The following is a 19,682-nucleotide window of genomic DNA, read 5'->3' as shown; positions in this document are numbered from 1 at the left end:
CCTCACAAACCAAAGACCACCGGCTTTCCACCCACCGTTTTTAGTGGTGTCTTGTGTCTGAGAAGGTTTAGAGAAAAGGCTAAGTTGTCATAAAGCTCTATGGAATAGTTGTCCCAAAAGACACAGGTTCCGGCAAGACAAAAGTATCCACCGCTGGTAGGTGCTATCTGCTCAGCTATCAAAAGTGTGTAGTTATCCTGATTGGACCTGGCAGTGTCTTCGGCACGAGCCACCACCTTTATGTCTGGCATCAGAGGTTTTATAGATGCAGTGCAAGGAAGGAGAATTTTATTCACCGTCACCTCATTTTTCTCGTTCTTTGTATATCTTCTGAGCTTGGATGTGACAACAAAGTAAGCATCACCTTGGTGATTGTTTACCTCATCTGTAACCTCATCACCGTTTAGCTCCATGCCAAAGCGCTTTGCAAGAGTGTTGCAAGTGTCAGCTATGCGATCCTCGTTCTTGTAGTACCCCAAAAGAATGACCTTTTTACCATCTTCCCACACAAGCCTTTCTATGTCTTGCACCTCTCTTTCTGTGAAGGGTATCTCTGGATAGTTAAAGACTATGGTGTCGTAATCCTTTAACCTGTCCCAGCTATCCACCTCCTCTATGAGTATGCCGGCTTTTTGCGCTTCTCTGCTTAGCTTAGAAAAGTAGTAGTAATCTGTTATAGTAAACTCCTGATGCGTTATGCTCCAAGCAACCCTCGTCATGATAATAATTTTATCACCAATTGCCTTGTATCTAATTTCACATACAAAAGCTCAGGAATGCCATCAAAGGTGTCATAGAAGTTTCCTCCTGCGTAAGCTCTAAAAGAGAAGGCGTTGAACTTCCCCAACTTTATTAGCTTATCCTCTTCATAAAACTTTATATCTCCATAAGGATAGGGAAATTCGTAGTAATAAAGGACCCCATCTTTGTATATGTAAGCACATTTTACCATCCCCTCGTAGTAGTCCCCGGCTGATGTGATCATAAAGAGCCTATCCTTCTCCATGTGAAGTATCTTTGCGGATACGACTTTACGCTTAAGGTTCCAAAGAAGATACGCTTCCTGCCTCAGCTTTTGACTGTCGCGGGCTAAATCCAGAGAGCTATTAAGAGCTGAGTAGTAGGTATAAGAGAGAGTGCCAAATAGAAGGCTTATCAGAACCAAAACCAGCAGGACTTCTAACAGGGTAAAACCTTTTTTACTTTTTAGGAGCATAGATGTAAATTTTTGCCTTACCATAAGTGTAAGTAAACTCTTTTATGATAGGATAGTCTCTTAGCGTCTCTTCCTCCACACCAAGCCCTTCCATCTGGTTTAGAGTTAGCCTGTTGGTGAGAGTGATGATATCTTCATAAAGACTCACCGAATAGTAATAGTCTCTGCGAGCTTTGGAAATTAGTTCAAAAAGCACACCAAAAAAAAGAGCCAAAAGAGCGCTTGCCACAAGAACTTCCAATAAAGTAAAGCCTTTAGAGCTTCCACACATCTATATCATCTTCCGTACCATCTTTACCATCAGGACCCAAAGACCTCAGTTCGTAAGGATGACCTACGCCCGGTGAGATGTATATAAAGTCTCTGTCCCAGCCATCTTTGGGCAGTTTATCCAGGTACTGCCTCCATCTTGGTGGTATGGGTGGTGTTGAGGGCTTTTCCACGAGAGCTTTCAATCCCTGCTCCGTTGTGGGGTAAAAGCCGTTATCCAGTTTGTACTGCTCAAGGGCATCCTTTATGGCTTTCATCTGCACCTTTGTAGTTTCTATCTTGGCTTCTTCAACTCTTCCCGTTATCCTTGGTACCACTATGGCGGCAAGAAGACCCAAAATTATGATAACTACCAGAAGCTCTATGAGGGTAAAACCTCTCTTCATGAAGAGTATTTTACATCAGTTTAACATGCCAAGTATCTGGTGTTTCAAAATGTGCGCAGGTTTATAGTCAGGTGCCAGTTTTATTGCATTTTCAGCTTCTTTTAGAGCATCTTTAAACCTTCCCATAGCCAAGTAAGCACGAGCAAGGTTCATATGGGGATAGTGTCTGGGTTCGTAATTTTTCGCCACAATAGCCCTTTTGAGCCACGGTACTGCCTCTTCGTACCTTCCCAGCGCTATAAGGTAAGAGCCTATGTCGTTGTATGGATTTCCAAGGTCTGGGTCCAGTTTTATGGCTTGCTCACACATTTCTATAGCCTTTTCGTACTCTCCCAGCATGCTGTAAGCCCACCCAAGAAAAGTGTATGCAAGAGCGGTGGGATAAATCTCAATAGACTGCTTATAAAACTCAATAGCCTTTTCTATATCCCCCATCATGTGATAAGTGTAAGCCCTATTAAATAGCTCCTGCGCATCCTTCCTGAGGTCTTCCATAGGGGTCACCTCCTTTTTTTTAATATAAATTTTTTAGAAAGTTTGACAATGGGATACTAAACTATTCCCACTCCCTCTCTCTGTAAGCATCCTCCATGCTCTTGGGTATCTGGACTTTTAGACCAAAGAGCATTTTCATCTGCAGTGCGTTATAAACAGCCTGAGCCTTTGCCGTGTTGTTAAAAAATACATATGTATCTTTGTCTCCTAACTTTTTTATTTTATCTCTGAGCCTTTTAAGCTCGTCTATTGAGTAAAGGTAGTCGTAAGGTCTTTGCACATCTCTTCCGTGCAGTCTTACATAATTTATACTACCTACCGATACCCAAGGTCCTACAAGAAATCTGCTGTTTTTAGGAGCATCGCTATTCACCAGAGAAAAGCCATACTCTTCAACCATACGGTAAAAGTCCCAACTTTTAAAGCTCTTGCTTCTTACTTCAACTGCCTTTTCCATATCTGCAAAGTCCTGCGAGAGCTTTTTTAAGTATTCTAAGTTTTCCTGCGTGAGATGAAAGCTCTCGGGAAATTGAAAAAGGAGAGCTATGAACCTATCTTCCTCAAGCAGAGGCTCCAAGCTGTAAAGAAATCTTTTAACATCTTCACTCCTGTAATGTCTTGTGTGGGTAAAACTGCGGTGAGCTTTTACGGAAAAGCGAAGGTCTTTGGACCTTGAAAGAAAGCTCTTTATAGCGCCTCTGCTGGGAAAGGAGTAGAAGGAGAAGTTAAGCTCAAGTACATGGAAAAACTTTGAGTAATAAACTATAAACTCCTCTCTTTTCAAATTGTGGGGATAAAACACTCCCCTCCAATCTTCATAGGAAAAACCGCTGCATCCTACATAAACCTTCAAGGTATGAACTTGGACTTAAAGTCTTTGAGTGCCTCCTCCATTTTTCTCTTTAGGTCGTCGTCAAGAGCTTTCTTCTCTTTTATTTCCTTGAGTATATCAGGTCTCTCTCTGTCCATGTATGCATAAAGCTCCTTCTCAAACTTCCTGACAGATTCAACGGGTATGTCATCCAGGTATCCACCAGTTCCTGCGTATATGGCGACTATCTGCTTTTCTACGGGTATAGGACTGTAGGGTTCTTGCTTGAGAAGCTCTACCAGTCTCAATCCCCTGTTTATAGTTTGCTGAGTAGCTTTATCCAACTCTGCGGCAAACTGAACGAAGGCTTCCAATTCTCTGAACTGGGCAAGGTCAAGCCTGAGGGTACCAGCCACTTGCTTCATAGCTTTTATCTGAGCAGCTCCACCTACACGGGATACGGAGAGTCCCACATTTATAGCCGGTCTTACACCTTTGTTAAATAGGTCTGGTTCAAGGTATATCTGCCCATCCGTTATGGATATAACATTGGTAGGAATGTATGCAGCCACATCACCCGCTTTTGTCTCTATTATGGGAAGGGCTGTCAGCGACCCTGCACCGAGTTCATCGTTTAACTTGGCAGCTCTCTCAAGAAGTCTTGAGTGCAGATAAAAAACATCACCAGGGTATGCCTCTCTTCCGGGGGGTCTTCTCATGAGAAGGGAGAGCTGTCTGTAGGCTTCCGCATGCTTTGAAAGGTCATCGTATATAACAAGGGCGTGCTTACCGTTGTCTCTGAAATACTCACCTATGGTGCATCCTACGAAGGGAGCCAAATACTGGAGTGATGCAGGATCAGTAGCGGAAGCCACAACCACACAAGTGTAATCCATAGCTCCGTTCTTTTCAAGAAGCTCTATGATCCTCGCAGTAGTTGAGCGCTTCTGTCCTATTGCCACATATATACAGTAAACATCCGTATCCCTCTGGTTGAGTATGGTGTCTATGCATATGGTGGTTCTACCCGTTGACCTATCACCTATGATAAGCTCACGCTGTCCCCTACCTATAGGGATCATAGCATCAATGGCTTTTATACCGGTTTGGAGAGGCTCATGCACAGACTTTCTCTTTACCACTCCGGGAGCTATCTTCTCAATAGGTGATCTGTATTCGTACTTTATGGGACCTTTCCCGTCAAGGGGGTTGCCAAGCGGGTCTATAACCCTGCCTATGAGTCCTTCACCTACTGGTGCGTCAAGGATCCTCCCTGTTCTCCTGACTACGGAGCCTTCCTTTATACCACTCTCACTGCCAAGAATTATTATACCCACATTATCCTCTTCAAGGTTGAAGGCAAGACCCATAACTCCACTCTCAAACTCTACAAGCTCGTTAGCCATTACATTGTCAAGTCCATACGCCCTTGCAACACCATCTCCCACATAGTAAACCACGCCGATCTCTTCCATCCTTGCAGTAGCTTCAAAGTCCTTTATGTGTTCCCTAAGAAGTTGTAGAGCTTCCTCGTAGGTAAGTGTTGCCATTGCAAACCTCCTTGTATAACTTTAATTAAAAATTATACCATGTTAGTTCGCATATACTTAGAGGATTTTTTCATCATAAAGCATCAGGAGGTGGAGTTTGGAGAGGGGCTGAATGTGCTTACGGGAGAATCGGGCGCAGGCAAATCATTAACTGTGTCTTCCCTCCTCTTTCTTATGGGGCATCAGCAGGAATACCCAGAGGGTACTGCGGTTGAAGCTGAATTTTTAAAGGATGGGGAGCAGATACTGGTAAGAAGGGAGATAAAGAAGGGCAAAAGCAGATACTACCTGAACGGTGTAGGAAGCATTCAGAAGGTGGTAAAAGAGATAGTCTCCAGCATGGTGCTTCTTCAAGGTCAGAACGACCGCATGAAAATTCTCAGAAGGGATTTTCAGAGGGATTTATACGATAGGTTTGCTGGTGTGCTGGATTTGAGAAGGGAGTACGAAAAGCTTTACGCAAGGCTTGAGCATCTTAAAGAAAAACTGAGAGATTGGAACGAAAGACAGAGAGAGAGAAAAATAAGACTTGCTGTAATTCTTGAAGAGCTCAGAGACATAGAGAGAGTTGGGTTAAGCCATCAAGAGTATGAAGATATAAAAGAGAAGCTCAGCACTATTGAGCATATGGAAAAGATAAATGCGCTTGTAGGGCGTGCCCTTGATCACCTTGATACCCACGGTGGTCTAATTGATAGGATGCTGGACCTGAAAAGGGCGCTGTCTGAGCTGTGCAGGTATGACAAAACCGTAGAACCCTTTGTAAAAGGTATGGAAAACATAAGCGATGAGCTAAAGTATCTGAGGCAATTTCTCAGTTCCAAGCTTTTGGACCTAGATCCTGAGGAGATAAACAGACTCAATGAGAAGGTTTATCAGGTGCAAAAACTGGAAAGACGCTATGGTATGAAGTATAAAGATATACTTGCTTACGCAGGGAAACTAAGATCCCAGATAGAGGCTTACCAAAAGGAAGAAGATAGCAAAGAGGAGCTGGAAGAAGAAATACTGCATCTTGAGAAGACACTCACAAGCCTGGCGGATAAACTATCAGATGGGAGGCGCTCGGCAAAAGAGACCTTTGAAGAGAGAGTAATGGAAACTCTTAGGGATATGGGTTTAGAAAGGTCTTCTTTTAAGGTAAATTTTTCCCAGGAGGAGGGCAGATACGGAAGGGAAAGGGTGGAGTTCCTCTTTTCCTCTTATGGCAAAGATGAAAAACCTCTTGAGAGTGTGGTGTCTGGTGGTGAGATATCAAGGATAGCCTTATCCTTCTTCCTTCTCTCTCCAACCTCCGAAACTTATGTGCTGGACGAAATTGATGCGGGAATTGGCGGAGAGACATCTCTAAGGCTTGCAAAACTTCTGAGAAGACTCTCGGAAAGTATGCAGGTCATAGTAATAACGCACTCTCCGGCCATTGCCAGCGCAGCACACAAGCACATACTTGTCAAAAAAGAGTTTAAAGATGATTCGGCTTTTGTTAAGATAGAAGAGCTAAGCGGTGAAGAGAGACTTGAGGAGATTGCAAGGCTCATGGGTGTGGTTTCGGAAAAGACCATAGAGGGCGCAAAGGATCTGGTAAAGGAGACCAGCAATGTTTGAAGACATAATAGAAGCTAAGGCATCTGTGGGGCATTTTGTGAAGAAGAGAATAGAGGAGTTTAAAAAACTCGGAAGAGAAGGGATAACTTTTTACGACTTTAGACCCTTCCTTGATGTGCAGTTGGAAGCGGACATATTTTCCGAGCTTTGCTTCTGTCTTTTAACTGCCAACTCTTCAGCCAGCATCGGCATACGCTTGCAAAAGGAGATAGGTATAGAAGGTTTTAAACGCATGAGTTTTGAAGAGCTTGTCCACACCATATCAAGATATGGACACAGGTTTGCAAAGCAGAGGGCAGAGAGGATAGTGAAAGCAAGGGAGACTTTTGAAGACGTGCTTGATATAATAAACAGCGCAAAGAGCGGTAGGGAGATAAGAGATCTTTTGAGCGATGCGTGTTCCAAGTATAAGGTGGAAGGTTTTGGTCTCAAAGAAGCATCCCACTTTTTGAGAAATGTAGGGTTTGATGATGTTGCCATAATTGACAGGCATGTGCTGAGATACCTAAGAGAAAACAAGCTGGTGCCGGACCAGAAAACGCTAACCAGAAGGATATACCTGATGGCTGAGGAAAGGCTCCAAGATGTGTGTTCTCAGCTAAATCTTACACAAGCAGAGCTTGACCTCTATATCTTTTACATAAAGACCAAGAAGGTTTTAAAGTAAAAATGGAAAAACCTTTAAGCGCTTTTGTGAGGGACCTAAGAGAGGCTTCCAAAGATAGAGCAGTTCTTGTTGAGGGCAAAAAGGACAGGGAATCCCTTATAAAACTTGGCATAAAGAATGTTTTTACACTTGGTGGCAAGAGGTTTGCAGACCTTCCTGACATGCTGGAGGATTTTTCTGAAGTTATACTGCTCTTTGACCTTGATAAACACGGTGAGAGGATAAATAGAAAGGTCAGAGACATACTGTCCACTCAGGGCTATATTTTAATAGAGGACTTTAGAGAAAGGATGAGAGGACTTAACCTTCTTTTTGTGGAGGAGCTTTATGAAAAAGTCAGAGATGCTGACAGCTATTTTGGTACAGGACAGGCTCATAAGGTTAAACTTAAGTCTCCTTGAGGGTCTTCTATCGGAGATAAAGGCAGACATAGAGGAGAGTAAGATACTGGCTGATGCGTGCCTTGATGGTAAAGAGATGGAAACTTACGAAAAAGCCATGCTGGTAATAGAAGGAAACCTCCTCCTTAAAATTTCGGAGATGCTGGAGCATGTGTATGATCTTTACGAGATCTTTAACTTTGACATTACCTTTTTGGCATCTGTGCCTGAGGAGATAGAGAGAGAGATAGAAAGGTTAGATGCTCTAAACTCTATAAATACAAAACTTGAACTTATACTTTCTGTTATTGATGAACTTCTGCTCTTTGAAGGTGAAAGCGAGAAGCTAAAAGCCATCTTAACACCCTTTAGGGTTTACAGGGAAGTGATAGAGCATTCCATATCCTTCAACAAAAAGGTTTGGGATCTTGTTTTTCAAAGCTCTTGAAGGAGCTCAAGCACTCTCTTGGCAGAAAGCTGTTCCGCTTCCTTTTTATTGCTACCTGCAGCAACAGCTCTTATATTCCTCACAGAGCACTCCACCTCAAAGACCTTGCCGTGCTGGGGACCGCTTACAGATACAACCCTGTAGGTAGGGCGTTCCTTCCACCTTTTTTGCGTTATTTCCTGAAGTATGGTTTTGTAGTCCTTTTTGTAGTCGGAGGACCTGGCCATGGTTATGATCCTGTTTTTATAGAGTCTCTCAAAGAGGGACCTGGTAAAGTTGGTATCTCTGCCTGTGTCTATGTAAATGGCTCCCCACAGGGATTCAAAGGCATCACCTAATATGGACACATTTACCTTAAACTTTCCCTTTTTTCCACCCAAGAGTAAATACTTTTCAAGCTCCAGCTCCTGCGCAAGCTGGTGCAAAAACTCTTCACTTACAAAGAAAGCTTTCATAGGTGCAAGCTGTCCCTCCTTTGCCTGAGGAAATTCTTGCAACAGAATATCCACCACAAAGAGGTTTATAAGCGCGTCACCCAAGAATTCAAGAGTCTCATAACTCTTCACGCCCTTTTCCACAGCGTAGGACTTATGGGTAAGAGCTTGCTCCAGAAGCTTTTTGTCCCTGAAGGTGTATCCCAGCTTCTCTTCTAACTCTTTATACTCTTCTGAAGACGAGACAGGCATTTGTTCCACCAAAACCAAAGGAGTTGGATATGGCAATGTTGACTTCTCTTTGAACCGCCCTGTTGGGAGTATAATCAAGGTCGCACTCGGGGTCGGGCTTTTCAAGATTTATGGTGGGAGGTATTATACCTGTCTGCACAGTCTTTACTGTGGCTACTGCTTCAACCGCACCCGCAGCACCGAGCAGATGTCCTATCATGGACTTGTTGGAACTTATGCTAAGCTTGTAGGCATGTTCACCAAAGAGACTCTTTATAGCTAATGTCTCCGCTTTGTCATTAAGAGGTGTGGATGTGCCGTGTGCATTTATGTAATCCACCTCCTCGGGCTTTATTTTGGCATCTTCAAGAGCCAGCTTCATACACATGTAAGCCCCCTCTCCGTCAGCACACGGGGCAGTTATGTGGTAAGCATCATCCGTTGCAGCATAACCAACAAGTTCCGCATATATCTTTGCACCTCTTGCCTTTGCATGCTCGTACTCTTCCAGCACAAGAATACCTGCACCTTCTCCCATAACAAAACCATCCCTTTCCAAGTCAAAAGGTCTTGATGCCTTCTGAGGCTCATGATTCCTTGTTGAAAGAGCTTTCATAGAGGCAAATCCCGCTATACCTAAGGGTGTTATGGCGCTTTCACAGCCACCAGCTATTGCCACATCTATGTCCCCCTTCTGTATAAGCCTCATGGCATCTCCTATTGAGTGATTGCCAGTTGCGCATGCAGACACCACACAGTAATTGGGTCCCTTAAAGCCATATCTTATGGCAACCAGACCCGCTGCCATGTTGGATATACCGTAAGGTATAAAGAAGGGGGAAACCCTCTTTGGTCCTTTTTCCAAAAGGATCTTTTGCTGTTCTTCTATGTCCCTTAAACCCCCTATACCTGTACCTATGATCACACCCACTCTGTAAGGGTCAAACTTTTCATCCAAAAGACCACTGTCTTTGAGAGCCTCCTCAGATGCAGCTACTGCGTACTTTATAAAGTCAGAAACTCTTGGTAATTCTTTTTTTTCAAAGTAATTCTCAGGATTAAAGTCCTTTACCTCTGCAGCTATGTGGACGGATAGCCCCACCTCTATGGGATCAAACCTCTTTATAATATCAACGCCGCTCACACCCGCCGTGAGATTCATCCAAAACTTTTCTACACCTGTACCTATGGGTGAGACTACACCCAGGCCAGTTACCACAACTCTGCGCATTAGCCCTTTACTTTTTCTTTAAGGTAATTGAGCACATCTCCTACTGTTCTTATCTTCTCCGCATCCTCATCTGGTATCTCAATGCCAAACTCCTCTTCAAAAGCCATTATAAGTTCCACCACATCAAGAGAATCAGCCCCCAAATCCTCAACAAATTTGGCTTCTGGGCTTAGTTTTTCCACCTCAACTCCCAACTGATCCGCTATTATCTCCTTAACCTTCTGTTCTAAATCCATTACTTATTCCCGAAAACCGGATCTACTCATTTAGACCCGGTGCTGGGGTATTTGTATCCCGCCTTTTAAAGCACACCCTACCCCAGCAGGCGGTTTTAGGTGTGCCTTAAAAACCCCACAATAAGAGAGGGTCATTTTTCATGCTTAAAATTATACACCTTTTGTCCGTATTTTTCAAGAAAGCTCTTTGGGTAGAGGCGGTAGCATACTAAGCTTCTTATTTATTATGTCTGCCGAATACTTCTCCAAGTAATAGACTATAGTCTCAACCCTTATCTTGATACTCCCTGCAGGCTTTGTCTCATCAAGCTCGCCAAATTTAAAGTACAAAGTCCCTCTGCTTTCAACTATCTTTTGCACTGGGGTAAAAGTGGGCTGGTCCATACCGCACTCATAACTGGAAAGTCTTATAACTCCAGTTATCCATGGAAACCTGCAGGCAAACTTGGCAGCCCATATAATTTCGTTGGTGTTTGAACTATAAGAAGATGTCCAAACATCGGATATATCAAAAGGACTCTTTATAATGCCCGCCTTCACCTCTTGACCAAAGAGCCAATTCAATAGCCAATCATCTAAGGGTAGGTAATTGTACCAAAGGACGGGATATCCATAAGTTTGAAACTCCACATCTATCTCGTGTCCTATGCCTGTATCCATATGGTAAGGTCTTGCAAGAACAAGTATGGCCGGCTTGTTCTCTTTTACGCACCACTTTACTATTTCCAGACTCTTACCCCTTATGTAAGCGTCAAAATCTTCAAGGGATCTTAGTCCATGCTTGACTGCTTGAGTCACCTCTTGATAAGACAGGTCAAGGAATTCCTTTAGCGCTTCGTAAAGTTGTTTGGGAAGGAGCTCTGGCTCTCCAAAGGTCACGAAGGGTGAAATAAACCTTACCCCTCTTGAGGAAAACTCATCCTTCTCTCTGGTGAAACCCGCCTTTATGTTTTCCGGAGCCATCATAACCCTCGTACAGCTCACCGTATCCAACACATGTCCTCTCAGAAAGGATGGCAGGGAGTAGATCATAGGTACAAAGAGTATATCCACATTCTTTGCAAGCAGTTCACCTATATGCCCAGCTAAAGCTTTCACAGGAAAACAGCTGTCCATGGTAATCCTACCCTTCCCGTACTGCCTGTATTGTTCTTCGGAAGTGTCTGAGCTAAAAACTACTTTGATTCCCAAGTGGTTAAAAAAACCGACCCAAAATTGGTGTGTTCCCCATATGTTCAAAAACTTGGGGATACCTACCTTTATGCCGGATCTATCCTTTTTTACTTTTTCTCCCTTCCTTTTAAGAATTCCCAGCATGATGAAGTAATTTATGCCAAGTTTGGGGACAGGGTGTATGACTTTCATCTGGCGAGCCTTTATGTGCTTGGGAGGTTTGCTTTATACAACCTGATGGTTTTTGCGAAGCTCCTTTTATTGTGTTTTTTGCTTTTGAGAGCTGTGCTGTTTTTTGCCAAAGCTGAGAATTTGGTATTTGAGGATCTTTTCAACAGGCTTCCTATCCTCTTGACACATTTTCTTTTTAGGTATATATTAAATACACAGAAGAAGAGGGATTTCCAAGGTCCCTTGAAAAGGACTTGACAAAACCCAAAAATGCTCTATAATAATTCATCTTGTTGTGAGGGATCACAAGATCCCTTGACAAAGGTAAAGATGGGATGTATAATAAAAAACTCTGAAAAATTGAGGGGTTTAGAAACCCCTTGTCATCTTGGCAACTGAATAAGGAGGAAGGACCCCAAAAGTGGGGATTTTCTTGAAGAGTTTGATCCTGGCTCAGCGCGAACGCTGGCGGCGTGCCTAACACATGCAAGTCGTGCGGGGTGGCTCTGCCACCCAGCGGCAAACGGGTGAGTAACACGTGAGTAACCTGCCCTCAGGAAGGGGATAACCCTCCGAAAGGGGGGCTAATACCCTATAAAGCCAGGGGTCACAAAGGCTACCTGGCCAAAGGGGGCCTCTGCTCTGCATGCTCCCGCCTGAGGAGGGGCTCGCGGCCCATCAGGTAGTTGGTGGGGTAACGGCCTACCAAGCCTATGACGGGTAGCCGGCCTGAGAGGGTGGCCGGCCACAGTGGGACTGAGACACGGCCCACACCCCTACGGGGGGCAGCAGTGGGGAATCGTGGGCAATGGGCGAAAGCCTGACCCCGCGACGCCGCGTGGAGGAAGAAGCCCTTCGGGGTGTAAACTCCTGTCAGGGGGGAAGATGCTCACAGAGGCGAATAGTCTCTGTGGGTGACTGTACCCCCAGAGGAAGGGACGGCTAACTACGTGCCAGCAGCCGCGGTAATACGTAGGTCCCGAGCGTTGCGCGAATTTACTGGGCGTAAAGCGTCCGCAGCCGGATGGGTAAGCGGTTTGTCAAAGCCCACCGCTCAACGGTGGAAAGGCATACCGAACTGCCCATCTTGAGGCACGCTCAGGTAGGCGGAATTCCCGGTGTAGCGGTGAAATGCGTAGATATCGGGAGGAACACCGGTGGCGAAGGCGGCCTACTGGGGCTGTCCTGACGGTCAGGGACGAAAGCTGGGGGAGCAAACCGGATTAGATACCCGGGTAGTCCCAGCCGTAAACCATGGGCGCTAGGCGTTGTCCGCAAGGGCAGTGCCTCAGCTAACGCGGTAAGCGCCCCGCCTGGGGAGTACGGGCGCAAGCCTGAAACTCAAAGGAATTGGCGGGGGCCCGCACAACCGGTGGAGCGTCTGGTTCAATTCGATGCTAACCGAAAAACCTTACCCGGGTTTGACATGGTGGGAAACCCTTGCGAAAGCGAGGGGTGCCGTCTTCTGGACGGAATCCCACCACAGGTGGTGCATGGCCGTCGTCAGCTCGTGTCGTGAGATGTTGGGTTAAGTCCCGCAACGAGCGCAACCCCTGCCCTTAGTTGCTACTCTTCGGAGGGCACTCTAAGGGGACTGCCGGCGATAAGCCGGAGGAAGGTGGGGATGACGTCAGGTCAGTATGCCCTTTATGCCCGGGGCTACACAGGCGCTACAGTGGCCGGGACAATGGGAAGCGACTCAGTAATGAGGAGCAAATCCTATAAACCCGGTCATGGTGCGGATTGAGGGCTGAAACTCGCCCTCATGAAGCCGGAATCGGTAGTAATGGCGGATCAGCTAAGCCGCCGTGAATACGTTCTCGGGCCTTGCACACACCGCCCGTCACGCCATGGAAGTCAGTCTTCCCGGAAGCCCTCGGGCTAACCCGTAAGGGAGGTAGAGGACGATGGGAAGGCTGGCAACTGGGGCGAAGTCGTAACAAGGTAGCCGTGGGGGAACCTGCGGCTGGATCACCTCCTTTATAACGGAGAAATTTTAGCCAATCAAACTCTTGGGTCCTTCCTCCTTATTGAGCTGCTCTCTCCCTAAGGGCCTCTAGCTCAGCTGGTCAGAGCGTGCCCCTGATAAGGGCAAGGTCGGTGGTTCAAGTCCACCGAGGCCCATTATCTGGGGCAGGTCCGAGGGGATGTAGCTCAGCGGGAGAGCGCCTGCTTTGCAAGCAGGAGGTCGTGGGTTCAAATCCCACCATCTCCACGCTATCTTGGCAACTGAATAGGTTTTCCTTCCTTGTGGGTGTGCAAGTTAGTAAGGGTCCGGGGTGGATGCCTCGGCTGCCTGAGGGGACGAAGGGCGTGTTAAGCTGCGATAAGCCGGGTGGAGGCGCAAAAAGCCTGTGAGGCCCGGATGCCCGAATGGGGAAACCCGGCAGGGTGTTGAGCCCTGTCATCCGCCGATTAGGCGGAGCCTAACGGGACGAAGTAAAACCTTCTAGTAGTCCCAGGAAAGGAAATCAAACGAGACTCCCCAAGTAGCGGCGAGCGAAAGGGGACCAGCCCAAACTCTGCGGGTGCCATGGTGGCAGCCTTAGCTCGCAGAGGGTTGCGGGACGCATCCGGAGAGGTCTGCCAGCCTCTCAGGGAGTTACAAAACTTCCGCTTAGCCGAAGTGAGCTGGAATGCTCCGCCACAGAGGGTGAAAGCCCCGTAGGCTAAAGGTGAGAAGTCTCCCGGGGATGCGATCCCAAGTACCACGGCCCCCGTGGAAGGTCGTGGGAATCAGGGGGGACCTCCCTCCAAGGCTAAGTACTACAGGCAGACCGATAGCGCATAGTACCGCGAGGGAAAGGTGAAAAGAACCCCGGAAGGGGAGTGAAATAGAACCTGAAACCCCGGATCCACAAGCCAGTGGAAGGGTCTTTATGGCCCGACTGCGTGCCTTTTGCAGAATGAGCCAGGGAGTTGTCCTCAGCGGCGAGGTTAAGCCGTAAGGCGAAGCCGTAGCGAAAGCGAGTCCGAACAGGGCGCTTTAGTCGCTGGGGGCAGACGCGAAGCGGAACGATCTACCCATGCCCAGGGTGAAGGACGGGTAATGCCGTCTGGAGGCCCGAACGGGTCGGTGCTGCAAAACCGTCCGATGAGGTGTGGGTAGCGGTGAAAAGCCAATCGCGTTCCGTGATAGCTCGTTCTCCCCGAAATAGGTCGACGCCTAGCGTCGCTCGTTTCTTCCCGGAGGTAGAGCCACTGGTTGGGCTAGGGCCTCGAAAGGGGTACCGAACCCTGCCAAACTCCGAATGCCGGGAAAGATAGAGCGGCAGTCAGTCCCCGGGGGATAAGCTCCGGTGGACAAGAGGGAAACAGCCCAGACCGCCAGCTAAGGTCCCAAAATCCGGGCTAAGTGGGGAAGGATGTGCGGCTGCTAAGACAGCTGGGAGGTTGGCTTAGAGGCAGCCATCCTTTAAACAGTGCGTAACAGCTGACCGGCCGAGCGGCCGTGCGCCGAAAATTTAGCGGGGCTAAAGCCCGGTACCGAAGCTGCGGGCTCGCGCAAGCGAGCGGTAGGGGAGCGTTCCCTGTGGGTTGAAGTCTCACCGTGAGGTGGGATGGACTGCAGGGAAGTGAGAATCCTGGCATGAGTAGCAGCGAAGACAGGTGAGAAACCTGTCCGCCGGAAGCCTCAGGTTTTGGCGGCAATGTAAATCAGCCGCCAGTTAGCCGGGACCCTAAGGTGAGGCCGAAAGGCGTAGCCGATGGGAAGCGGGTCAACATTCCCGCGCCAGCGGTGTGGAGCCAGAGTCGTGACGCAGGAGGCTAGGGAGAGCCACCTATGGAATGGTGGTCCAAGGTAGTAGGAGGGGGTGGCAGGCAAATCCGTCACCCCATACTCCGAGAGCTGATGGGGTAACTCTCCTGACGCCACACTGCCAAGAAACAACGGCGCTGGTGTTGAAGCACCGCTGCCCGTACCGGAAACCGACACAGGTAGGCTGGGTTAGTAGCCTAAGGCGTCGGGGGAACTCTCCTCAAGGAACTCGGCAAATTGCCTCCGTACCCTCGGTAGAAGGGGGGCCCGTGGGAGTGAAGCCCTGCGGCATAAGCTCTTGCGGGTCGCAGAGACCGGGCGGTGCCGACTGTTTATCAAAAACACAGGACTACGCAAACCCGAAAGGGGATGTATGTGGTCTGAAGCCTGGCCAGTGCCCGTAGGTTAAGGGGAAGGGTGCAAGCCCTGAACCGAAGCCCGGGTAAACGCCGGCCGTAACTATGACGGTCCTAAGGTAGCGAAATTCCTTGTCGGGTAAGTTCCGACCTGCATGAATGGCCCAACGAGTGCCGCGCTGTCTCGAGGAGAGTCCCGGCGAAATTGTAATGCCGGTCAAGATGCCGGCTACCCGCGGCAGGACGGAAAGACCCCGTGAAGCTTCACTGTAGTCTGGTACTGAGTCTTAGCCTGTCCTGCGCAGGATAGGTGGGAGCCTGTGAAGTCCCTCCTCCGGGAGGGATGGAGGCGCCGGTGAGATACCACCCTGGACAGGCTGAGACCCTAACCGAGCCGAGTTAACCTCGGCCGGGACCGTGCCAGATGGGCAGTTTAGCTGGGGCGGCTGCCTCCTAAAAGGTAACGGAGGCGTCCAAAGGTACCCTCAGGCGGGTCGGAAATCCGCCGTAGAGTACAAGGGCAGAAGGGTGCCTGACTGTGAGGCAGACATGCCGAGCAGAGGCGAAAGCCGGGCCTAGTGACCCACCGGTTCCTCGGGGAAGGGCCGGTGATCAGCGGATAAAAGCTACTCCGGGGATAACCTGTGTTGTCCCGCTCCCAGGCAACTGGGAGGCAATAACGCGGCTTATAACGGGGGAGCCCTCCTGCCTAACAGGGCGTGGGGTAATCCCGTGGGAAGTCAGGAGAGGCACCATGATCAGTAAAAGACAGAAAGAGATAATCATAGGTACCCTTTTAGGTGATGGATATCTGCAGTCAACAGGGAAAAGAAACGCGAGGTTAAAGCTTGAACACTCGGAAAGGCAAAAAGATTACATCTTCTGGAAGTGGGAAGAGCTTAAAAACCTCATGCAGGACAAGCCCAGAAGGATAGAAAGGTACAACCCGAGATGGGGGAAAAGCTACACCTACTATAGGTGTCAAAGCCACTCAATGCCCTTTCTGGGAAAACTTAAAATGCTCTTTTATGACCAGAAGGGCAAGAAAAGGGTACCTGAAAAGATAGAAGCCCTTTTGAAGTCCCCCCTTTCTTTAGCGGTATGGTATATGGATGATGGATACTACTACAGAAGGGATAAGGTGGCTTACATATACCTACCCAAGTATGAAGAAGAGGAACTTCAAAGGCTTATTAGGACATTGGAAGTAAACTTTAGTCTCAAGCCGAAACTTGTATGGAAAAAGGGATACCCTGTGCTTTACTTTCCAAAAGAGGAAACTCAGAAACTTATGGAGATAGTAAAGCCGTGGGTACCAGAGTTTATGAGATATAAAACCTCTCCTGACCCCGTAACGACTGAGGGTGCGTTACCCGAGGGTTCTACCAAAAGGTAGAGCCAAAACGCCGCGCTCCCCACCAACAAAGAGTGGGGATGAAGATATAGTCTAACCCTCCAGGAAACTGGAGAAAGGTTGAACAGGCTAATCTCCCCCGAGAGCCCACATCGACGGGGAGGTTTGGTACCTCGATGTCGGCTCCCCCCATCCTGGGGCTGAAGCAGGTCCCAAGGGTTGGGCTGTTCGCCCATTAAAGGGGGACGCGAGCTGGGTTCAGAACGTCGCGAGACAGTTCGGTCCCTATCCGCCGCGGGCGCAGGAGTCTTGAGGGGGTCCGTCCTTAGTACGAGAGGACCGGGACGGGGCAGGCTCTGGTGTACCGGTTATCTCTCCAGAGGTAGCGCCGGGTAGCCATCCTGCTACGGGATAAGCGCTGAAAGCATCTAAGCGCGAAGCCCACCCCAAGATAAGGACTCCCTGAAGGGCCCTGGAAGACTACCAGGTTGATAGGCAGCAGGTGGAAGCTCCGTAAGGGGTGTAGCCGAGCTGTACTAATAGCCCGTTCGACTTGCACACCCACAGGAAGGAAGACCTATTGAGTTGCTAAAGTTTCCCTCGGGACCATAGCGGAGGGGAAACACCCGGTTTCCATTCCGAACCCGGCAGTTAAGCCCTCCAGCGCCGATGATACTGTGCCGGACGCACGGCACGGGAAAGTAGGTCGTCCCGGGGGTTTAAGTTATTCAAGCTTGTAGTTTATGGGAAGCCTTACCAACACATCCACAGGTGGCTTTGGGAAAAGCCCCGATACCTTCTGTACCGTACTTACAGCACTCTTATCCAAAATTTCATAACCGGAGCTTTTTTCCACATGTACATTCTCCACTCTACCGTCGGACCTCAGTAAAAAGCATACCACTACCCTACCCTCCCATCCCATCTTTCTAGCTATAAGAGGATAGCTTATGTGCTTCTGGACTATGGAGGATATTACTGAAAGCTTCTCTCTGAGATAAGCCTCCGGAGAAGCCTCCCTCTCTTCCTTCGCATCCTTTCCCCTATTCGTAGATGTGCTTTCCTGTCCTTTAGTAGTACCTTGTTCAGATGATAAACCTCCCGTTTTAGATAAACCTTCCCCTACATGGTTGTGAGTTTCCTTACTCTCAAGCCCCTTACTTTCCTGTCCGCTCTCTTTGGGTGTTTCCTGCATTTGAGAGTTCTGTACTCGAGACTCTTTTGCTTTCTGGTTTTTTTGTACTGCTTGCTCTTTTACCTCCCTATGTATGCTCCTCTCAGAGTGTTTTTCCTCTGACCTGTGCTTTTTATCTTCCTTATGTGGTGCTTCAGTATAGTTTTGTAGCTCCTGACTTTGCAGGCTCAGGTCTATCTCCACCACCTTCTTGTACTTTAAAGCCTCTCCAAAAAGAAGTATGTAAGCCATAAAGAATAGAAAGTGAAGGAGGAAGGAAAGTCCGTAAGCCTTTAATACTCTTTGCATCTCAGTGCGCACCGTGTGTATGAACCGATGGGAAGCTTACCATCACCCACAGGGCGAAAATACTCAGCATTAAGTATAACCCGGGAAGCGATGAAGCTACAGCAAACACCAAAACTCTTCTCTGCTCTGCTAAAAGCGCGCTTCTTCTCCAGAGAATCTGAAGACTCCAGAGCCCCGCTATAAACGGGAAAACCTTAAAGATGTGAAGCCATGCTTCTCCTCTCTTTGCAAGCGCTTCTACATGTATACCCAGACCAAAAGCTTGAGAAAAACCATTCATTATGTTGTGGTAGTACTCTGTAAAGAAAAACTCAAGCACATGGGAGAGTCCACCTACAATCATAAGTGGAGCAAAGGCATAGCCCAGCACCAGAAGAGAGTCTTTGAGGCTTCTTTTGCTGACCACTGCCACCATCTTAAAGCTCAGGTAAACTACCGATAAAACCAGTAAAAGAGCCATAAGCATGGCAACGAGTCCTGTCATATCTATCCACTTGGGTAGATTAAACATACTCTGCAAGTACTTTCCAACCACTACCCACGGCATAAAGTCTGAAATACCACTTCTTGAAAGTCCATGATGAAACCTCATAGTGAAAGTGATAACAGCGGTGAGTAGTATGTAAACCATAACCTCTATCATTTTTGGTTGTTTTATTTCCTTGTAGAGGGAGCTTCCCCATGGTTTTGCCTCAAGCTTCACCGCATCGCAGGCATGTGCGCATTCCATACACAGTGTGCAGTTGAACATAGAATTTCTGCTGTCAAACTTGGAGGGGTTTAGCTCGTAAGGGCATGCAAGGGCGCAGTCTGGCTTTTTGCAGGTCTTGCACTCCTCCTGATAGGTAGAAAGCCAAGTAAAGGAAGTTCTTGAGAAGGCACTGTTAACAGAGCCTATAGGGCAAACATACTTACAGTATGCCATGCCTCTGAAAAGGAGGAAGAGCAAAGCCGATAGAAGGGTAAAGAAGGTAAAGAAAAGGGCGGTGTTCAAAGGAGATCTTAGAAAGCTCGGAAAGGTGTAAAGCACAAACCAGTAAGCGAGGATGTTAGAACCTATGAGACCTATGTAAGGGTTTGCAAGCCATTTAGGTGGCCTTAGCTTCAGACCTATCCTGGTCAGGTGCTTCCCCAGAAAACCGTGGGGGCAGACCATACAGAACACATTTCCCAGAGTGGGAAGACTTATAACCATGAAGAAAGGCCAGAAGAGAGACCAGAAGACCGCTGTTGTGAAAACATTTTCCTTGGTGGGGTTTACAAAACCGTAGATTATGGCGTAAAGGAGTAAAAAAAGCGTCAGTAACCTGTAAAAAAGAAGCATATACCTGTTTTTAAAAAGAAAACCCAGCAAAGGCATGCCCAATATATCCCTTTTGTCCCTCTTTGCTATAAAGTGAACTTTTGCTACTTGCATGATTAGAC

17 protein-coding genes, 2 tRNA genes, 3 rRNA genes and 1 pseudogene are annotated in these 19,682 nt (G+C 47.7%); 10 read left to right on the top strand and 13 right to left on the bottom strand.

What is annotated here, in order from left to right:
* Window positions 1-2: 2 nt before the first annotated feature.
* The 7 genes from HTH_RS01310 to atpA all read right to left on the bottom strand — a co-directional run bounded on the left by HTH_RS01310 (window position 3) and on the right by atpA (window position 4,728).
* Window positions 3-719 (bottom strand): hypothetical protein, encoded by a 717-nt coding sequence (locus HTH_RS01310; RefSeq protein ID WP_012962908.1) that lies wholly within the window; start codon window positions 717-719, stop codon window positions 3-5.
* Entirely contained in the window at window positions 716-1,216 is a 501-nt protein-coding gene (locus tag HTH_RS01305) for a prepilin-type N-terminal cleavage/methylation domain-containing protein (RefSeq protein ID WP_014462541.1), read from the bottom strand. The genes HTH_RS01310 and HTH_RS01305 overlap by 4 nt, the downstream gene beginning before the upstream one ends.
* The gene (locus tag HTH_RS01300; protein WP_012962906.1) at window positions 1,200-1,487 is read right to left on the bottom strand and encodes a type IV pilus modification PilV family protein; all 288 of its coding nucleotides are present in this window, start codon (window positions 1,485-1,487) and stop codon (window positions 1,200-1,202) included. The genes HTH_RS01305 and HTH_RS01300 overlap by 17 nt, the downstream gene beginning before the upstream one ends.
* The gene (gspG, locus tag HTH_RS01295) at window positions 1,471-1,872 is read right to left on the bottom strand and encodes a type II secretion system major pseudopilin GspG (protein WP_012962905.1); all 402 of its coding nucleotides are present in this window, start codon (window positions 1,870-1,872) and stop codon (window positions 1,471-1,473) included. Before gspG ends, HTH_RS01300 begins: the two co-directional genes overlap by 17 nt.
* A 15-nt stretch (window positions 1,873-1,887) precedes the next feature.
* Window positions 1,888-2,367: a tetratricopeptide repeat protein gene (locus HTH_RS01290; protein WP_012962904.1), complete on the bottom strand. Its 480-nt coding sequence runs from the start codon at window positions 2,365-2,367 to the stop codon at window positions 1,888-1,890.
* Between the two features lie 61 nt (window positions 2,368-2,428).
* Complete coding sequence (locus tag HTH_RS01285; RefSeq protein ID WP_012962903.1) at window positions 2,429-3,220, bottom strand: DUF72 domain-containing protein; 792 nt, start codon at window positions 3,218-3,220, stop codon at window positions 2,429-2,431.
* On the bottom strand, window positions 3,217-4,728 hold the full coding sequence (gene atpA / locus HTH_RS01280) for a F0F1 ATP synthase subunit alpha (RefSeq protein WP_012962902.1): 1,512 nt from the start codon (window positions 4,726-4,728) through the stop codon (window positions 3,217-3,219). Before atpA ends, HTH_RS01285 begins: the two co-directional genes overlap by 4 nt.
* 39 nt (window positions 4,729-4,767) lie before the next feature.
* On the opposite strand from atpA, the gene HTH_RS01275 reads away from it, so the two are divergent.
* Genes HTH_RS01275 through HTH_RS01260 form a run of 4 tightly spaced genes read left to right on the top strand, consistent with a single transcriptional unit; the run spans window position 4,768 to window position 7,828 of the window.
* Window positions 4,768-6,333, top strand: a complete 1,566-nt coding sequence (locus HTH_RS01275) for an AAA family ATPase (RefSeq protein ID WP_012962901.1) — start codon at window positions 4,768-4,770, stop codon at window positions 6,331-6,333.
* Window positions 6,326-7,000, top strand: a complete 675-nt coding sequence (locus HTH_RS01270; protein WP_012962900.1) for an N-glycosylase/DNA lyase — start codon at window positions 6,326-6,328, stop codon at window positions 6,998-7,000. The genes HTH_RS01275 and HTH_RS01270 overlap by 8 nt, the downstream gene beginning before the upstream one ends.
* A gap of 2 nt (window positions 7,001-7,002) precedes the next feature.
* On the top strand, window positions 7,003-7,401 hold the full coding sequence (locus tag HTH_RS01265; protein WP_012962899.1) for a toprim domain-containing protein: 399 nt from the start codon (window positions 7,003-7,005) through the stop codon (window positions 7,399-7,401).
* Entirely contained in the window at window positions 7,328-7,828 is a 501-nt protein-coding gene (locus tag HTH_RS01260) for a hypothetical protein (protein WP_012962898.1), read from the top strand. Before HTH_RS01265 ends, HTH_RS01260 begins: the two co-directional genes overlap by 74 nt.
* On the opposite strand, the gene rnc is transcribed toward HTH_RS01260, so the two are convergent.
* From rnc to HTH_RS01240, 4 genes are all read right to left on the bottom strand, one after another.
* The gene (gene rnc, locus HTH_RS01255; RefSeq protein WP_012962897.1) at window positions 7,816-8,514 is read right to left on the bottom strand and encodes a ribonuclease III; all 699 of its coding nucleotides are present in this window, start codon (window positions 8,512-8,514) and stop codon (window positions 7,816-7,818) included. The genes HTH_RS01260 and rnc overlap by 13 nt on opposite strands.
* Window positions 8,486-9,724 (bottom strand): beta-ketoacyl-ACP synthase II, encoded by a 1,239-nt coding sequence (gene fabF, locus HTH_RS01250; RefSeq protein ID WP_012962896.1) that lies wholly within the window; start codon window positions 9,722-9,724, stop codon window positions 8,486-8,488. The genes rnc and fabF overlap by 29 nt, the downstream gene beginning before the upstream one ends.
* Window positions 9,724-9,960: an acyl carrier protein gene (gene acpP, locus HTH_RS01245; protein ID WP_012962895.1), complete on the bottom strand. Its 237-nt coding sequence runs from the start codon at window positions 9,958-9,960 to the stop codon at window positions 9,724-9,726. Before acpP ends, fabF begins: the two co-directional genes overlap by 1 nt.
* 174 nt (window positions 9,961-10,134) lie before the next feature.
* Entirely contained in the window at window positions 10,135-11,325 is a 1,191-nt protein-coding gene (locus HTH_RS01240) for an acyl-CoA dehydratase activase-related protein (RefSeq protein ID WP_012962894.1), read from the bottom strand.
* Between HTH_RS01240 and HTH_RS10185 the strand changes: the two are divergent.
* From HTH_RS10185 to rrf, 6 genes and pseudogenes are all read left to right on the top strand, one after another.
* Window positions 11,296-11,415, top strand: a pseudogene (locus tag HTH_RS10185) (IS5-like element ISAae1 family transposase); the annotation flags it as partial. The gene HTH_RS01240 and the pseudogene HTH_RS10185 overlap by 30 nt on opposite strands.
* A 319-nt stretch (window positions 11,416-11,734) precedes the next feature.
* Window positions 11,735-13,286 (top strand): 16S ribosomal RNA (locus tag HTH_RS01230).
* A 68-nt stretch (window positions 13,287-13,354) separates the two neighbouring features.
* Window positions 13,355-13,428: transfer RNA gene (locus HTH_RS01225), tRNA-Ile, on the top strand.
* A 19-nt stretch (window positions 13,429-13,447) separates the two neighbouring features.
* Window positions 13,448-13,519 (top strand) — tRNA-Ala (locus HTH_RS01220).
* Between the two features lie 41 nt (window positions 13,520-13,560).
* Window positions 13,561-17,335, top strand: a 23S ribosomal RNA gene (locus tag HTH_RS00005).
* Between the two features lie 37 nt (window positions 17,336-17,372).
* Window positions 17,373-17,492 (top strand): 5S ribosomal RNA (gene rrf / locus HTH_RS01210).
* The 16S, 23S and 5S rRNA genes sit together here with 2 tRNA genes alongside, the layout of an rRNA operon.
* Window positions 17,493-17,498: 6 nt before the next feature.
* On the opposite strand, the gene HTH_RS01205 is transcribed toward rrf, so the two are convergent.
* Window positions 17,499-18,257, bottom strand: a complete 759-nt coding sequence (locus HTH_RS01205; protein ID WP_012962891.1) for an energy transducer TonB — start codon at window positions 18,255-18,257, stop codon at window positions 17,499-17,501.
* Window position 18,258: 1 nt separating this feature from the next.
* Window positions 18,259-19,674 carry a 4Fe-4S binding protein gene (locus HTH_RS01200; RefSeq protein WP_012962890.1) on the bottom strand — a complete coding sequence of 472 codons (1,416 nt, stop codon included), beginning with the start codon at window positions 19,672-19,674 and terminating at the stop codon, window positions 18,259-18,261.
* Window positions 19,675-19,682: the final 8 nt, after the last annotated feature.

Source organism: Hydrogenobacter thermophilus TK-6 (assembly GCF_000010785.1).
Classification (GTDB): domain Bacteria; phylum Aquificota; class Aquificia; order Aquificales; family Aquificaceae; genus Hydrogenobacter; species Hydrogenobacter thermophilus.
Note: the sequence above shows the minus strand (reverse complement) of the source record. Positions and strands in the feature narration are given on the sequence as shown.

Bases quoted from the DNA above. Each gene is read 5' to 3' on its own strand.
- HTH_RS01310 (WP_012962908.1), bottom strand. From the start codon at position 719: ATGACGAGGGTTGCTTGGAGCATAACGCATCAGGAGTTTACTATAACA.
- HTH_RS01305 (WP_014462541.1), bottom strand. From the start codon at position 1,216: ATGCTCCTAAAAAGTAAAAAAGGTTTTACCCTGTTAGAAGTCCTGCTG.
- HTH_RS01300 (WP_012962906.1), bottom strand. From the start codon at position 1,487: ATGTGTGGAAGCTCTAAAGGCTTTACTTTATTGGAAGTTCTTGTGGCA.
- gspG (WP_012962905.1), bottom strand. From the start codon at position 1,872: ATGAAGAGAGGTTTTACCCTCATAGAGCTTCTGGTAGTTATCATAATT.
- HTH_RS01290 (WP_012962904.1), bottom strand. From the start codon at position 2,367: ATGGAAGACCTCAGGAAGGATGCGCAGGAGCTATTTAATAGGGCTTAC.
- atpA (WP_012962902.1), bottom strand. From the start codon at position 4,728: ATGGCAACACTTACCTACGAGGAAGCTCTACAACTTCTTAGGGAACAC.
- HTH_RS01275 (WP_012962901.1), top strand. From the start codon at position 4,768: ATGTTAGTTCGCATATACTTAGAGGATTTTTTCATCATAAAGCATCAG.
- HTH_RS01270 (WP_012962900.1), top strand. From the start codon at position 6,326: ATGTTTGAAGACATAATAGAAGCTAAGGCATCTGTGGGGCATTTTGTG.
- HTH_RS01265 (WP_012962899.1), top strand. From the start codon at position 7,003: ATGGAAAAACCTTTAAGCGCTTTTGTGAGGGACCTAAGAGAGGCTTCC.
- HTH_RS01260 (WP_012962898.1), top strand. From the start codon at position 7,328: ATGAAAAAGTCAGAGATGCTGACAGCTATTTTGGTACAGGACAGGCTC.
- rnc (WP_012962897.1), bottom strand. From the start codon at position 8,514: ATGCCTGTCTCGTCTTCAGAAGAGTATAAAGAGTTAGAAGAGAAGCTG.
- fabF (WP_012962896.1), bottom strand. From the start codon at position 9,724: ATGCGCAGAGTTGTGGTAACTGGCCTGGGTGTAGTCTCACCCATAGGT.
- acpP (WP_012962895.1), bottom strand. From the start codon at position 9,960: ATGGATTTAGAACAGAAGGTTAAGGAGATAATAGCGGATCAGTTGGGA.
- HTH_RS01240 (WP_012962894.1), bottom strand. From the start codon at position 11,325: ATGAAAGTCATACACCCTGTCCCCAAACTTGGCATAAATTACTTCATC.
- HTH_RS01205 (WP_012962891.1), bottom strand. From the start codon at position 18,257: ATGCAAAGAGTATTAAAGGCTTACGGACTTTCCTTCCTCCTTCACTTT.
- HTH_RS01200 (WP_012962890.1), bottom strand. From the start codon at position 19,674: ATGCAAGTAGCAAAAGTTCACTTTATAGCAAAGAGGGACAAAAGGGAT.